Raw genomic sequence first — 15,452 nt, 5'->3', positions numbered from 1 at the left:
ATTGATTCTCTTTCAGTGCTGTGGTAAGTTCCGGCATTAGCTTTTACTTATGTAGTGCTATGAAGGGAGCAAAGCCATGGCGAGCCAGAGTTCGACTTTGGATCTTGGTATGCTGTGTCGCTTTTGCGACAACCTGACCTTCCATCTCCCGGAGGTGGATGGGCTTACCCCTGAACAGCGCAGGGACATCGAGGAGTTATGCAAGCTCTGCATTGACAACTTCAAGCGCTGTGCCGTGAACGGCTGACACTCGCACTGAATGTCGCCGAACTCACCCTCCACCGGAAGGTCCCGGGTCACATCGACCGGGACCTTCCTTGTTTTTTCACCCTTCCCGCACTTTAAACCTTTCCTCCCGGACACTTTACCTGTCTTTCTCCTGCCGCTCCCGATACTCGCCGGCCGTGTGGTAAAGTTGGCTTGATAGTATCTGCACGGGATTAAACCAGACCACGGTCAAGGAGCCCGCATGCGGGAACCGGATTACGACCTGCTCACCGCCTGTTACGACGAGGCGCTCGCCTTGCTGCGCGAGAATTCGACCCCGGAAGGGGTGCTGGCTTCGGCCCGCAGCAAGAAAGCGTCGGCACGAAGCTATGACAGCATCTTCGCGCGGGATGCCGCCATCTGCGCCATCGGCATGGCGGTCAGCGGGGAAGCCGACCTGGCGGCGACCGGCCGGGCGGGTATCCTGACGCTGGCGGCCGCCCAGGCCGGGAACGGACAGATCCCCAAGTTCGTCAGGCCGGTCTCCGGCGAGGCCGATTTCTGGTATGCGGGGTGTATCGATGCGACCCTCTGGTGGCTGATCGCCATCTCCCTGCTGGACCGCCTCGATCCCCGCCAGGGCCTGCGCGACGAACTCTCCCCCGGGATAGCCGCCGCCCTCGACTGGCTTTCTTGCCAGGAACATCAGAGCTGGTTTCTCCTGCAGCAAAACGAGGCGAGCGACTGGGCCGACATCATGCCGCGATCAGGCTTCGTCCTCTACACGAACGCCCTCTGGTACTGGACCAAGCGCCTCTATGACATCCCCACCGCGCCCCAGACCCGCGACTTCGCCAATCTCTTCTTCTGGCCCTACGGCAGCGTGGTCCCCGAACAGCGGCGGGCCCGGCTCCTCATGCACTACATCCGCAACCGCTCGAAGCCTTCCCCGTTTTTTCTCAGCCACGTGAACCTCTCCACCTGGGGGGAGGAGGTCGACGTCTTCGGCAATATCCTTGCCTACCTGGTCGGTGTCGGTTCCCCCTCCGGGGCCTGCCAGGCGGTGGGGAGGCTCGTGCGGATGAAGGCGAACCGGCCCTATCCCGTCCGCGTGGTCGGCTTCCCGATCGCCTGGGGGAATCCCGCCTGGCGGGACTACATGGGGCGGCATCGCCAGAACCACCCCTGGCAGTACCATAACGGCGGCATCTGGCCGTTCGTGGGGGGCTTCTGGATCCTCCTGCTGGCCAGGCTCGGGCAGACGCGCGAGGCGTGGGAGGAACTGGAGGCGATGGCGGCGGCCTGCAGGATCAACGGGTGGGAATTCAACGAATGGCTGCACGGGGAAACCGGCGAGCCGATGGGGATGGCGCGCCAGTCCTGGAACGCCGCCCTGTACATCTTGGCCTACCGCACGCTAAAGGACCGGGCGCGTTACCTGCCGTAGGGAGACGATGGTGGTACTATTGATGAGATAGCGGGGGAGGGTGGTCATACTCCAGGATCGGCCATGCGGAAAAGGCCGGACTGTCACAGGAGGCGCCCCATGATCTATCTGCTGATGCTCGTAAAGACTGCCGGCTGGCTTTGCGCCTTCTGGTTCGGAATCAGGGGCGGGATGAAGCGGATGCTCTTCTGGGCCGCCGCGGCCGCGGTCTTTCTTACCGTCGCCGACGTCGTCTACCGCTCCGCAGGGCCGGCGGGGGCCGTTTCCCTGGTGACCCTTCTTCTCTACGCCGTCATGTCCTTTCTGCTCATACCGGTCGCCTGGAAGCTGCGCAATCCTGCCGTGACGCTCGCCTGTCATGTGGCCGGCACCTGCGGCGCGTACAGCTTCGTCTATTTCACCATGAACTTCCTCAGTACCCGTCTGCCGCTGTGAGCGTCACCTCCCCCCTGTCACCTTCCAGAAGGCGGAACAAAGTGGCGTGCGTCCTCATCGCTCATTTAGGGCATTCTCTCATAGTGTGTTAGGATAAGCCGTGATAGTATTAAAAAATCTCTGATAAAAACATCCAATGGGGACCCGCGATGCTCAAGAACAAGCCCTTCATCATACTGCTGCTGATTCTGTTCGTACTGGTTCCCTCGTTCTCTTTGCTGGTCAACTTCTACACCGATTGGCTCTTCTTCACCGAGACAGGCCTTCTCTCGGTACTCAAGACGAACATCGTCGCCCAGGCCGCCTCCGGGCTCTCCTTCGGCCTCTTCTTTCTCTTCTTCCTGCTGGCCAACCTCCACTTTGCCTTCCACGCCACCGCCAACGTAACCCGCATCTTCCGCCAGTCCGGCAACGTCTACCAGCTGCGGGTCGACCAGGCCGCCCACCTGATCAAGCCGGTCAGCCTCCTGATTTGCTTCCTGCTGGCCCTGATGGCGGGGAACTGGGGTGCGGCCCAATGGCGCGAGGCGCTGCTGTTCCTTAACGGCATCACGGTCGGGACCCCGGACCCGGTGCTCGGGCAGGACGTCGGCTTCTACCTTTTCTCCCTCCCGCTTTTGGAGGCGATCCACGCCCTGCTGGGCGGCCTGTTGCCGCTTTCCGCGCTCCTGGTGGCCGCCATGTATTACCTCCGCGGCGGCATCTCCATCACCCCGCAGGGGGCGGTGCTCGACCCGAAGCTTCGCAAGCACCTCGCCGTGCTCGCTTTCCTGTACGGCCTGAACCTTGGCTTCGGCTTCTTCCTGGACGGCTTCGAGCTCCTCCTGGGGGGCACCGGGAGCTTCCACGGGGCGGGCTATGCCGACGTCAACGCCCGCCTGGTAACCTTCCGCGCCTTGACCGTCCTCGCCCCCATTGCCGGCGCCGTCTTTGCGGCCGGCCTCTGGAAGAACAACTGGCGCCTCACCGTGGCTCCCCCGGCGGTGATCTTCGCCGCCTACCTTTTGGGAGTGGCCCTCTATCCGAGCCTTTTGCAGAAGTTCAAGGTTGCCCCCAACGAGCTCGACCTGGAGACCCCCTACATAAAGAACAGCATCAAGTTCACCCGCATGGGGTACGACCTGGAGAAGATCGAGACCATCCCCTTCGACGTCGATCGTAAGCTCACCGCCGCCGATATCACCGCCAACCAGGCGACCATCAAGAACATCCGGCTCTGGGACACCGAGCCCCTTTTGAAGACCTACAGCCAGTTGCAGCAGATCCGGACCTACTACCGCTTCTTCGACGTCGACAACGACCGCTACCTGGTCAACGGACGCTACACCCAGGTGATGCTCTCGCCGCGCGAGCTTTCCTACAACGACCTCCCGAGCCGCAACTGGATCAACGAGCGGCTGATCTTCACCCACGGCAACGGCCTCACCATGGGGCCGGTCAGCAGGATCAGCAAGGAAGGGCTCCCCGAGTTCTTCCTGAAGGACATCCCGCCGGTCAGCCTGGCCGACATCAAGGTGACCCGCCCCGAGATCTACTACGGGGAGCTCTCCAACGACTACGTGGTGGTCCGCAGCAAGGTCCCCGAATTCAGCTACCCGACCGCCACCGGGAATATCAACACCACCTACAGCGGGAAGGGGGGCGTCTCCATCCATTCCTTGGCCCGCAAGGCGCTCTTCGCCGCCCGCTTCAAATCCGACAAACTCCTCCTCTCCTCCGACATCACGCCGCAGAGCCGGATCCTCTACTACCGCAACATCCTCGAGCGGGTCCGCACCCTGGCGCCTTTTCTGCGCTTCGACAACGACCCCTACATGGTCGTCAACGGCTCGGGCGGGCTCACCTGGATGATCGACGCCTATACCTACTCCGACCGGCTCCCGTACTCGAACCCCCTGAAGGGGGGGATCAACTACATGAGGAACTCGGTCAAGGTCAGCGTCGATGCCTACGACGGCACGGTGACCTTCTACCTCTACGATCCCACCGACGTCATGGCCAAGGTCTATTCCCGCATCTACCCCGGCCTCTTCAAGCCCGCCTCCGCCATGCCCGAGGACCTGCGGCGCCACGTCCGCTATCCGCACCAGTTCCTCCTGTTGCAGGCCTCCGTCTTCGCCTCCTACCACATGACCGATCCCAAGGTCTTCTACAACAAGGAGAACCTCTGGGAGATCCCGGTGATCGGCGAGAAGCAGATGGAGCCCTACTACACGGTCATGAAGCTTCCGGGAGAGAAGAGCGAGGAGTACATCCTGCTTCTTCCCTTCACCCCCTCCAAGCGCGACAACCTGGCGGCCTGGCTCACCGCCCGCTGCGACGGCGACAACTACGGCAAGATCATGGCCTACACCTTCCCGCGCGACCGCCTGATCTACGGCCCGAAGCAGATCGACGCCCGGATCAACCAGGACGCCTTCATCTCCCAGCAGCTCACCCTCTGGAACCAGCGCGGCTCCGAGGTGATCCGGGGGAGCATGCTGGTGATCCCGATCGAGAAGTCGCTCCTCTACGTCCAGCCCCTTTACCTGGTTGCCGAGAAGGGTGGGCTTCCCGAGCTGCGGCGGGTGATCGTCGCCTACGGGGACGAGGTGGTCATGGAGCAGACCCTGGAGCTTGCCCTGCAGAAGATCTTCGGCGGCAAGATCGCCGGGGAGGCAGCTCCGGCTCCGTCCGCCCAGGCCGCTCCGGCCGCGGCAGGCCCGGCACCGTCGACCCAGCAGCTGGCCCGTGAGGCGATGGCCATCTATGAGCGGGCCACCAATCTCCAGCGCCAGGGGGACTGGGCCGGCTACGGCGAAGAGCTTCGCAAGCTGCAGCAGGTACTGAGGCGGCTCGCACAGTAACCAAACGCTACGTCCATCCTTCCCAGTGGAAAACGTGTGGCAAAAGAGGAGTTCCCTATGGTTTCCTCGCGCCCCGATCCGTCGCCCCCCTGGCACGCCCTGCCGGTGGATGTCGTCTATTCCACGGTCGGGTCGTCCGCCGCCGGTCTCTCCGATGAGGAGGCCCGCTCGCGCCTCACCCGGCACGGGCCGAACATCCTCACCCCCCCGCGGCGCGTCTCCCCGCTGACCCTGCTGGCCGCCCAGTTCAAGAACGTCCTCATCGCCATCCTCCTCATCGCCTGCCTCCTCTCCCTCTTTCTCGGCCATCGCGTAGAGGCGATCACCATCGGTGTCATCGTCTTCTTCGCCGCCTTGCTTGGCTTCGTGCAGGAGTACCGGGCCGGACGGGCCATCGAGGCGCTGCGAAAGCTTGCCGCCCCCTCGGCGCTCGTGGTGCGGGGCGGCGACGAGCGGGAAGTCCCGGTCGCCGAACTGGTGCCGGGCGACCTGGTGGTCCTGAAGGCGGGAGACCGGATCCCGGCTGACCTCCGGCTGGTGGAGTCGTTCAACCTGCGGGCGGAGGAGTCGGCCTTGACCGGGGAATCCGCGTCGGTCGACAAGTTCACCTTCCCCCTCGAGGAGTCCGCAGTCCTGGCCGAACGGGTGAACATGGCCTACGCCGGCACCGCGATCGGTTACGGACGGGGGAGGGGAGTGGTGGTCGCCACCGGCATGGCCACCGAGTTCGGGGCCATTGCCGGGATGCTGGCCGGGATCGAGGCGGGGCGGACCCCCTTGCAGGAGAACCTGGACCGGGTGGGGACCCTCTTGGCAAGGGCGGCGGCGGCCGGCGTCGTGGTCATCGCGCTGCTGGGGATCTTGCGGGGCGAACCGCTGATGAAGATGGTCATCTTCGGCATCGCCCTCGCGGTCGCCGTGGTTCCCGAGGCGCTTCCCGCCGTGGTCACCATTTCGCTCGCCCTCGGCGTGCAGCGGATGGTCCGGCGTCACGCCCTGATGCGGCGGCTCGCCGCGGTGGAAACCCTCGGTGCCACGACGGTGATCTGTTCCGACAAGACCGGGACCCTCACCCGCGACGAAATGACCGTCCGCCGGATCTGGGTGGCCGGCACCACGGTGGAGGTCTCCGGAATCGGCTACGCCCCCGAGGGCGGTTTCGGGATCGGCGGAAAGAAGGTCCCGCTCTTCCCGGGACTGGCCAGGCTGCTGGAGGCCGCCGTCCTGGCGAGCGACGCCGAGTGCCGTTTCGACCCGGCAGTAAAGACCTGGGTGGCCTGGGGGGATCCTACCGAAGCCGCCCTGGTGGCGGCCGCCGCCAAGGGGGGCGTGGACAAGTCGGTGCTGGCGGCGGCATGGCCGCGGGTAGACGAGATCCCCTTCTCCTCGGAGAGCAAACGGATGACCACCCTGCACGAGGGGGGAGTAGGCCTCTTCGCCTGTGCCAAGGGGGCCGCCGAGGTCATCCTGGCGGGATGCAACCGGATGCTGGCCGGCGAGGGCGAGCGCCCGCTCGACGCGGACGGGCGCGCCCTGGTGCTGGAAGTCGCGAACGGGATGGCCTCGGTCGGGCTCCGGGTGCTGGCCATCGCCTCCAAGTCGGCCACCACCAGCATCGAGGCCGAGCGGGGAATGCTCTTTCTTGGCCTGGTCGGGATCAACGATCCCCCGCGTCCCGAAGCCGTCGGGGCGGTGGCCACCTGCCGGAGGGCGGCGATACGCCCGGTGATGATCACCGGCGACCATCCGGTGACCGCGGCGGCGGTGGCGCGTGAGCTGGGAATCCTGGTCGAGGGGAGGGTGGTGAGCGGCAAAGAGCTCTCCGCCATGGACGATGCCCAGCTGGAGCGGGAGGTGGAAGGGATCGACGTCTTCGCCCGGGTCTCGCCGGCGGACAAGCTGCGGGTGGTGACCGCCCTTCAGAAGAAGGGTGAGGTGGTGGCGATGACCGGCGACGGGGTCAACGACGCGCCGGCCTTGAAGAAGGCCGACATCGGTATCGCCATGGGGATCGGGGGAACCGAGGTGAGCCGGGAGGCCGCGGCCATGACCCTCACCGACGACAACTTCGCCTCCATCGTGGCTGCGGTCGAGGAGGGGAGGGGGATCTTCGACAACATCAAGAAGTACCTGATGTACCTCCTCTCCTCCAATACCGGCGAGATCCTGCTGGTGGCGGTCACCCAGCTTTTGGGATTGCCGCTTCCCCTTAGCGCCGTGCAGCTTCTCTACGTGAACCTCGCCACCGACGGCCTTCCCGCCCTGGCGCTGGCGGTCGATCCCGCCGATCCGGGCCTGATGCTTCGCCGGCCCCGCAAGGCCTCGGGGGGGATCTTCACCAAACCGGTGACCTTCCTGATCCTGCTGGGGGGCATCTGGTCGACCGTGGCCAATCTTTTCCTCTTCCTCTGGGCCCGCTGGTCCGGCCGGTCGCCGGCCGAGTCGATGATGGTCACCTTCGTGTCCCTCGTGCTGATCCAGCTGGTCAAGGCCTACAACTTCCGGTCGGACCGGGCCTCGCTGTTCAGGCGCCCCTTCGCCAACCACTGGCTCAACGCGGCGGTCCTGTGGGAAATGCTCCTGCTCCTGGTGGTTATCTACCTCCCGGCGCTTCGCGAGGCCTTCGGAAGCTACCCCTTGTCGGGAACCGACTGGGGGATGATCGTCTTGACCGCGGTATCGGTGGCACCGGTGCTTGAGTTGGGAAAATACTTGGTACGGCGCGGGTTTCTGGGAGAGCTGACGTGAGAGCGATTGAGCGCTCCGGTGCCGATCCCGATAAGAATGTCCTAACGGGGACAAGGAATATTTCCGTGGTATCATAAGATAGATTTCGCGTGGGCCTCATACCTGACTTGCTGTGGCAGCAACCCTTGAAGGGGAGTGGAAGTATGAAGGTGCTTGTCGTCGATGACTCCCGCAGTGACCGCAAGGTGATTCGCTTCAACTTCGAATGGCACGGTTGCCAGGTCTTCGAGGCCTCCAATGGCCGCCAGGGGCTGGAAATCGCGGCTGCCGAAAAACCCGACCTCATCATCTCCGATTGCCTGATGCCCATCATGGATGGCTTCCAGTTTCTCCACGAGCTGAAAAAGAACCCCGATCTCCAGTCGATCCCCTTTGTTTTCTATTCCTCGGTCTACACCGGTTCCAAGGAGGCCGACCTCGCCCTCGCCATGGGGGCGCGAGCCTTTCTGGAAAAGCCCAAGGGGCCTGACGAACTTTGGGAGGAGGTGGGGAGAGCGCTGACCATCCCGCCGTCACAGAGCGGCGGGGGCGATGAGACACTTAAGGAAGAGGAATTCCTCAGAAATTACTGCCAGATCGTAGCGGGGAAGCTCGAGGAGCGGGTGAGGGATCTGTCCGATGCCAACGAGAGCCTCAGAAGGCTCAACGAGGAGTTGGAGAAGCGGGTCATGGAGCGCACCGGGCAGCTGGATGCTTCCCAGAAGGACCTGGAAATCTTCAGCTATTCGGTTTCCCACGACCTCAGGGCGCCGCTTCGGCACATCGACGGTTTCAGCCAGGCGCTTTCCGACGAGTTCGCGGAGAAGCTGAACAGTACCGGGAACGAATACCTGGAACGTATCCAGAAGTCCTGCCGCCGGATGTTCGACATGATCGACGGCCTTTTGGAGCTATCGCGGGCGGGTCGGGCCAAGGTGCTGAAGGATAACGTAGATCTTACCGCGCTGGCCCTGGAGGTGGGAGGGGAGCTGGCCAAGCTGTATCCGGAGAGGCAGGTCGAGCTGCTGGTCCCCGAAAAGGTGGAGGTCAAGGCGGACTACAAGATGATGAAGACGGTGCTTGAGAAACTGCTGGCCAACTCCTGGGCCTTCACGGCGCCGGTTGAGCAGCCGAGAGTGGAACTCTTCGTCACCGAGTGGGATGGCCGGCCGGCATACGCGGTGCGCGACAACGGGGTCGGGTTCGATCCCACCTACGCGGAAAAGCTATTCGCCCCCTTCCAGAGGCTGCACAGCCAGCAGGAATTCCCCGGTGTCGGGATGGGGCTCGCCATCGTGAAGAGGATCGTCAACAAGCACGGCGGGGAGGTCAAGGCCGAGGCCGAACCGAACAGGGGAGCCACCGTAACCTTCACTCTTTGACAGTTACCGCCCCCCCATCCTCATCCTGTCCTTCTCCTTGAAGGAGAAGGGACCCTCTCCCCTTACCTGTAGCGTGATGCGCGATAGTGCTATTCGACGATCCTTCCCGTCAACTCTCCACCTTTTGAGCCGGTGATCAGCACAGATACTTCCTCATTTACCCGGCCCGCGCCATTTTCAACCAACACGGACAGGTAGTTCCTCGATAGCCCCTTTTTCCCCTCGGCGTCCTTCTGCAGCAACACCTTGAGTTCCTTCCCTATGAAACCGGCGGCATACTGGCTGAGCTTTTTCTCTGACAGAAGGCGCAGTGCATCGCCGCGCTCCTTGATGAGCTTCGGATTCACCTGCTGCTTCATGTCGGCGGCGGCGGTGCCGGGGCGTACCGAGAAGGGGAAGACGTGCAGGGCGGCCAGCGGAAGGGAGTCGATGAACCGGTAGGTCTCCTCGAACTCCTGGTCGGTTTCGCCCGGAAAGCCGACGATGACGTCGGCGCCGATGAAGATGCCGGGGACGGCCTTGACCAGCGACTCGACCACGCTCCGGTAGAGGGCGGTATCGTAACCGCGGTTCATGCGGACGAGCACGCTGTCGGAGCCGCTTTGCAGCGGCAGGTGAAGGTGCGGACAGACCATGTTCGAGCGGGAGAGGAAGTCGATCATCTCCTGCGGGACTTCGGTCGGCTCCACCGATCCCACCCTGAGGCGGGGAACCAGGGCGTGGTCCTCAACCATCTCCATGAGCCGGAGGAGGTCGGTCTTCGGCGCGAGATCCAGGCCGTAGGCGCCCAGGTGGATGCCGGTCAGCACTACCTCCTTGAATCCCTGCTCCACGAAGGAGGCGATCGCCTCGAGCGTTTCGCCGGGAGTGACGCTCCGGCTGGCGCCGCGGGCGAAGGGAACGATGCAGTAGGCGCAGCGGGCGTCGCAGCCGTTTTGTACCTGGAGAAAGGCGCGGGTGTGCTCGGCGAAGCTCTCGAGCTTGGCGCCTTCTCCCGCGGTCCTCTTGGATATGTCGGAAACCACCGCCTTCGGCTCGTCGCCTATCTCGCGCAAGAGGGAAACGATGTCCTTCTTCTCGCTGTTTCCGAGGATCAGGTTGACTCCCGGCGTCTTGAGGAGCTCCTCGGCGGACATCTGGGCGTAGCAGCCGGTCACCACCACCCGGGCATCGGCGTTTTGCCGGGAGGCGCGCCGGATCAGGCGGCGGGACTCGGCGTCGGTCTTGGCCGTGACGGTGCAGCTGTTCACTACGTAGACGTCGGCCTGCTCGGAGAAGGGGACGATCTCGTATCCCTCCTTGGCGAGTGCTTCAGTCATAGCGGCGGATTCGAACTGGTTGATCTTGCAACCAAGGGTGCTGATGGCGATCTTTTTGGTCATAAAGGGTGCGGATCTCTTGGCAGGAGTAGTAAAGGCGGCGCCGGGATAAAAATAACGCGGCCGGAGCTATATTACACTCCGGCCGCCGTTTCTGTCACTGAGGAAATTGCTGAAAAATCTTCCTTACGCGCCGGTCCCTTCCATCTTCTGTTTCAGGGCCTCGTGTTCCTTGGCGAGAGCGGCGTACTTTCTCTCCAGCTCCCTGATCTGGTCAAAGAGGCAGGAGATGGCTTTCGCTTCCGGGTCCGGCATCTTGCCGTGCTCGAGGTCCATCTTCTCCTGGGGCTTCTCGGTGGCCATCACCACGCGCCCCGGGATGCCGACCACGGTGGAGTTGGGGGGAACTTCCTTCACCACGACCGAATTGGAGCCGACCTTGGAATCCTTGCCGACCGTGAAGGGGCCGAGCACCTTGGCGCCCGAGCCGATCACTACGTTGTCCATGAGGGTAGGGTGGCGTTTGACCTTTTCCCAGCTTACCCCGCCCAGGGTCACGCCGTGGTACAGGGTCACGTTGTTGCCGATTTCGGCGGTCTCGCCGATGACCACTCCCATGCCGTGATCGATGAAGAACCCCTTGCCGATGGTGGCGCCGGGGTGAATCTCGATACCGGTCATGAAGCGGCCGATATGCGAGGTAAGCCGGCCGAGGAACCAGAACTTATGCTTCCAGAACCAGTGGCCCACTCTGTGAAACCAGACGGCATGCAGGCCGGGGTAACAGAAGATCACTTCCAGCGTGCTGCGTGCTGCGGGATCTCTGTCAAATACGGCCTTGATGTCCGCCTTGAGAGTCTTAAACATCGGCGTGCCTCCCCGGTTTTGTGTTTCGATGTACGCCGAGCGCAATCGTCAAGGATTATCTCGTAGCATACCACACTGTTTACGTCAACATTTAACTGTGATCTTAGACCCCACACCCCATCCTCACCCTGTCCCTCTCCCGGGGGGAGAGGGAAAAAGGGGCGCGGAGAGGGTGGCCGAAGGCCGGGTGAGGGAGGCTTCAGCCTTCCGCCTCAACGACGGCGAGTGCCTCCCCCAGGGGATCTCCCGCGCCGTCCACCCAGTGGATGGCGATGCCGTGCTTCTCCATCCTCTTGAACCAGTTCTCCTGCTTCTTGGCGAAATCGTGGATGGCGGCGTTGAGTTTCTGGAACATGTCGTTCCGGCTCAGCTCCCCCTTGAGATACCTGGCCACGTAGCGGTACTCGAGTCCGTAGTAGTCGAGCCGCTCCCACGAGGCGCCTTCGTCCACCAGCCGCTGCACCTCTTCGATCATCCCGGATTCCAGCCGTTCCTTGAGGCGGGCAGTGATCCTTTCACGAATCCTGGCGCGCTCCCACCGGATACCCAGTACGAGCGGCCTGATATCCGGCCAGCTTTCGTCCACTTCGACCGGATGCTCGGCTATCTCGATTGCCCGGATCAGCCGTTCCCGCTCGGTGAGATCGGTCGTGTTGTGGAGGTTCGGGTTGGCAAGGCGCAGCCGCTCGGCCATCTCTTCCATCGACATTCCGGCGAGCTCGGCACGCAGGGCGGGATTCTCCGGCACCTCGATCAGCCGGTAGCCCCGCAGCACGCAGTCCAGGTACATTCCCGTCCCGCCCGCCAGGATAGGGAGCCGCCCCCGGTTCGAGATGTCGTGAAAGGCGTCGAGAAAGTGGCTTTGGAAGCGGAAGAGGTTGAACTCTTCGCCGGCGGGAAGGATGTCGATCAGGTGGTAGGGGACGTCGCGGTATTCGTGCAGATCTTTGCCGGTGCCGAGATCCATGCCGCTAAAGACCTGGCGGGAGTCGGCGGAGATGATCTCGCCGTTCAGCCGTTCGGCCAGCTCGACTGCCAGCCTGGTCTTTCCCGAAGCGGTCGGTCCCAGCACAACCAACAGGTTACACTGCCGGGGAGCGGAAACTCCCCCCCCTTCCGGGTGAGGGAAGGGGTGAGTTGGATGGGAGGACGCACCAGTGGTACGCGTCTCGGAGGAGATCAACGTCCGGTAGCCTTCAGCAGGTTGACCCCTTTGAGGAGGTCCAGCGCGCGGGCAACCTGGTTGTCCGCCTTGACGATATCAATGTCGGCAATAGTCCCGTGGGGGATGGGCTTCACGGTCATCGGGTTCTGGTGCGGATTGCTGGGCTCCTTGGCTGGTGCCTGCGTCTTCGTCTGGTCATCCGCCGGAGCCATGATGTGACCGTCGAGGTCCTGCTCGCGCAGGTCGTCATCCTTGTCGTGCTCTTTGACCGGTTTGACCGGCTTGCGCTGGAATTCCACCACGATATCCGGCTTGATTCCCCTGGCCTGGATGGAGCGGCCGCTGGGGGTGTAGTAGCGCGCGGTGGTTAGCTTCAGGCCGTCGCCGTTGGGTAAAGTGATGATCGACTGCACGCTCCCCTTGCCGAAGCTCTGGGTCCCCATGATCACCGCGCGCTTGTGGTCCTGGAGCGCACCGGCGACGATCTCGGAGGCGGAGGCGGAGCCGCCGTTGATCAGCACGACCATCGGGTAATGCGGTTCCTTCTCGCCGACGTAGGCCATCATGCTGCGCTGGGAGGATTCTTCGCGCCCCTTCGTGGTGACGATGAGTCCGTCGGTGTTGAGCCCTTCGCCTATGAAGCGATCGGCCACCATGACGGCCTGGTCGACGAGGCCGCCGGGGTTGTAGCGGAGGTCGAGGATCAGCCCCGAGAGCTGTGCACCGTTGTCGGCTTTCAGCGTTTCCAGTGCGTGCCGGAAATCCTCGCCGGTGTGCTCCTGGAATTCCGAGATCCGGATGTATCCGTACCCCTGCTCCAAAAGCTTTGCCTTGAGGCTCTTGGTCTTGATGATGGCCCTGATCAGCGGGAAGGTCAGGGGTGGGTTGTCCTTGCGGAGGATGGTGAGGGTCACCTTGGTTCCCGGGGTCCCCCTCATGCGGCTCACGCACTCGTCGATTTTGAGTCCCTTGACGAACTTGTTGTCGATCTTGACGATCTGGTCGCCTGCCTGGATCCCGGCCCGGAAAGCAGGGGTGTCCTCGATGGGAGCGTTGACGATCAGTTTCCCCTCGATCATCTCCAGCTGGATCCCCAGGCCGCCGAACTCGCCTGCCATGTGGACTTTCATTTCGGTGTAGTCGGTGAGGGGAAGGTAGACGCTGTGCGGGTCGAGGGCCGACAGCATGCCGTTGATGGCGCCGGTCATCAGCTTCTTGTCGTCGACCTTGTCGACATAGCTGGTCCGGACTATCTCGACCACTTCCTTGAACATGTTGAGGTATTCGGCGTCGCTTCGCCCCCCGCCTCCCAGGTGGCGGATCATCGGGACCAGCAGCACGATCAGCAGGGAAAGAACTACGATGGCGGTCAGGGCGGTGAGGGCGGTGCGTTTGGTGGTCATTGCGTGGCGCCTTTATGTGGAAAAGTGGCGGTGGATAGAATTAAAGGTGAACTGTAAATTCTGCCGACGGAGATGTCAACTCCCTAGTGATACAACAAATATTTCCGATACCAAAAAGCCCCCCTGGTAGATGCCTGGGGGGCTTTTCGATAAGTAGCGTGGGAAATCAACGGGAGGAGAAATCTGCCTCACTCGCATTTATCATCCCCGGGGGAGAGGGGCAGGGTGAGGGGGCGGATCCTCGGAAAACCTCCCTCACCCGCCCTTCGGGCACCCTCTCCCCTGAAGGGGCGAGGGATTAACGAGGACGCCCTTCGGGCACACCCTGTTAGCGAGAAGGGACTGGGGATCAGCAGATCCGGGGGAGTTGCTCACCGGAGAGCATGTCGACGGCGCGGGTGCCGCCCACCGAGGTCACCATCTGGAGCCGGCCGGTCCCGGTCGCGGTGACTTCCCCGATGATGGCCGCATCCGTCCCCAGCGGGTGTTTCCGCATCCTCTCAAGGACCCGGTCCGCCACCTCGGGGGCCACGATGGCCAAGAGCTTCCCTTCGTTGGCGACGTAGAGGGGATCCAACCCGAGCACGGCGCAGACTCCCTTAACGGCCGGCTTGAGGGGGAGGCTTTCCTCGTCCAGGGTAAGGGTCGCCTGGGACTGCAGGGCGATCTCCTTCAGGGTGGTGGCCACCCCGCCACGGGTCGGGTCGCGCAGGACGTGGACCGCTTCGCCTGCCTCGTCGAGGATCTCGGCCACCAGGCCGTTCAAGGCGGCGCTGTCGGTGGTGATGTCGACGTCCAGGTCGAGGCCTTCCCGCTTGGCCATGACCGCGATGCCGTGGTCGCCGATGGTGCCGTTCACGATGATCCGGTCGCCCGGCTTTGCGTTGTCCCCCGTGATCCCGAAAGGAAGGCGCAGGACGCCGATCCCCGAGGTGTTGATGAAGATCTTGTCCGCCTTGCCGCGCGGCACGACCTTGGTGTCCCCCGCCACGATGGAGACCCCCGCCGCTTCCGCCGCTTCCCGCATGGAGGCGAGGATAGTGGCCAGCTCCTTTTTGCTGAACCCTTCCTCGAGGATCAGGCCGACGCTGATCGCGAGCGGCTCCGCGCCGACCATGGAGAGGTCGTTGACCGTCCCGTTGATGGCGAGGTCGCCGATGTTTCCGCCGGGGAAGAAGATCGGATCGACCACGTAGGAGTCGGTGGTGAAGGCAAGCCGCTCCCCGTTGACCGCCAGCACGGCGGCATCGTTCTGGGCCGACTGAGGGATGCCGGAAAGGGTGGGGATGATCAGGTCGTCCAGCAGTTGGTGCGAGAGTTTACCGCCGCTGCCGTGACCCAGCAGGATGAGATCGTTGTCCAAGGTGCGCTCCTTGACCCCATCCTCACCCCGGCCCTCCCCTTGAAGGGGAGGGGGAGCTCAGGGAAGGGGGAGATTGTCTTAGAAAGACGTAAGCTCTGAGGTGATCCGCCCAATCGTTCCTTCTCCTTCAAGGAGAAGGACAGGATGAGGATGGGGGCATTAGCTTTCCTGATTAGCGCCAATCTTCCGCTGGAAGACAAGCGCGACATATTACGTCGTAGGTGGTTCATATAATCACGGCACATTCCATCCGAGGAGGCTGCCGTGAAGAATCGTTTCCAGTTCCAGTCA

At 63.0% G+C, this 15,452-nt stretch carries 11 protein-coding genes; 6 read left to right on the top strand and 5 right to left on the bottom strand.

What is annotated here, in order from left to right:
* The first annotated feature begins 109 nt into the window (after positions 1-109).
* From ACYVL5_RS16710 to ACYVL5_RS16685, 6 genes are all read left to right on the top strand, one after another.
* The gene (locus ACYVL5_RS16710; RefSeq protein WP_460596712.1) at positions 110-247 is read left to right on the top strand and encodes a hypothetical protein; all 138 of its coding nucleotides are present in this window, start codon (positions 110-112) and stop codon (positions 245-247) included.
* A 222-nt stretch (positions 248-469) separates the two neighbouring features.
* Positions 470-1,654 carry an amylo-alpha-1,6-glucosidase gene (locus ACYVL5_RS16705; protein ID WP_460596711.1) on the top strand — a complete coding sequence of 395 codons (1,185 nt, stop codon included), beginning with the start codon at positions 470-472 and terminating at the stop codon, positions 1,652-1,654.
* Between the two features lie 99 nt (positions 1,655-1,753).
* The gene (locus ACYVL5_RS16700) at positions 1,754-2,089 is read left to right on the top strand and encodes a hypothetical protein (RefSeq protein ID WP_460596710.1); all 336 of its coding nucleotides are present in this window, start codon (positions 1,754-1,756) and stop codon (positions 2,087-2,089) included.
* A gap of 149 nt (positions 2,090-2,238) precedes the next feature.
* Positions 2,239-4,935, top strand: coding sequence for a UPF0182 family membrane protein (locus ACYVL5_RS16695; protein WP_460596709.1), 2,697 nt, complete (start codon positions 2,239-2,241; stop codon positions 4,933-4,935).
* Positions 4,936-4,992: 57 nt separating this feature from the next.
* Complete coding sequence (locus ACYVL5_RS16690; RefSeq protein WP_460596708.1) at positions 4,993-7,683, top strand: cation-translocating P-type ATPase; 2,691 nt, start codon at positions 4,993-4,995, stop codon at positions 7,681-7,683.
* Positions 7,684-7,826: 143 nt separating this feature from the next.
* On the top strand, positions 7,827-9,044 hold the full coding sequence (locus ACYVL5_RS16685; protein WP_460596707.1) for a response regulator: 1,218 nt from the start codon (positions 7,827-7,829) through the stop codon (positions 9,042-9,044).
* A gap of 89 nt (positions 9,045-9,133) precedes the next feature.
* Here ACYVL5_RS16685 and mtaB read toward each other — a convergent pair whose 3' ends face one another.
* The 5 genes from mtaB to hypE all read right to left on the bottom strand — a co-directional run bounded on the left by mtaB (position 9,134) and on the right by hypE (position 15,161).
* Positions 9,134-10,426 (bottom strand): MiaB/RimO family radical SAM methylthiotransferase, encoded by a 1,293-nt coding sequence (gene mtaB, locus ACYVL5_RS16680; RefSeq protein WP_460596706.1) that lies wholly within the window; start codon positions 10,424-10,426, stop codon positions 9,134-9,136.
* Positions 10,427-10,549: 123 nt separating this feature from the next.
* The gene (cysE, locus tag ACYVL5_RS16675) at positions 10,550-11,230 is read right to left on the bottom strand and encodes a serine O-acetyltransferase (RefSeq protein WP_460596705.1); all 681 of its coding nucleotides are present in this window, start codon (positions 11,228-11,230) and stop codon (positions 10,550-10,552) included.
* Positions 11,231-11,429: 199 nt separating this feature from the next.
* Positions 11,430-12,308, bottom strand: a complete 879-nt coding sequence (miaA, locus tag ACYVL5_RS16670; RefSeq protein ID WP_460596704.1) for a tRNA (adenosine(37)-N6)-dimethylallyltransferase MiaA — start codon at positions 12,306-12,308, stop codon at positions 11,430-11,432.
* Positions 12,309-12,409: 101 nt separating this feature from the next.
* On the bottom strand, positions 12,410-13,798 hold the full coding sequence (locus ACYVL5_RS16665; RefSeq protein WP_460596703.1) for a S41 family peptidase: 1,389 nt from the start codon (positions 13,796-13,798) through the stop codon (positions 12,410-12,412).
* Positions 13,799-14,147: 349 nt separating this feature from the next.
* Complete coding sequence (gene hypE / locus ACYVL5_RS16660) at positions 14,148-15,161, bottom strand: HypE family hydrogenase expression/formation protein (protein WP_460596702.1); 1,014 nt, start codon at positions 15,159-15,161, stop codon at positions 14,148-14,150.
* Positions 15,162-15,452 lie beyond the last annotated feature (291 nt).

This window comes from Geomonas sp. Red276 (genome assembly GCF_054784495.1).
The sequence above is the reverse complement of the archived record's forward strand: the minus strand, read 5'-3'. Positions and strand labels throughout refer to the sequence as shown.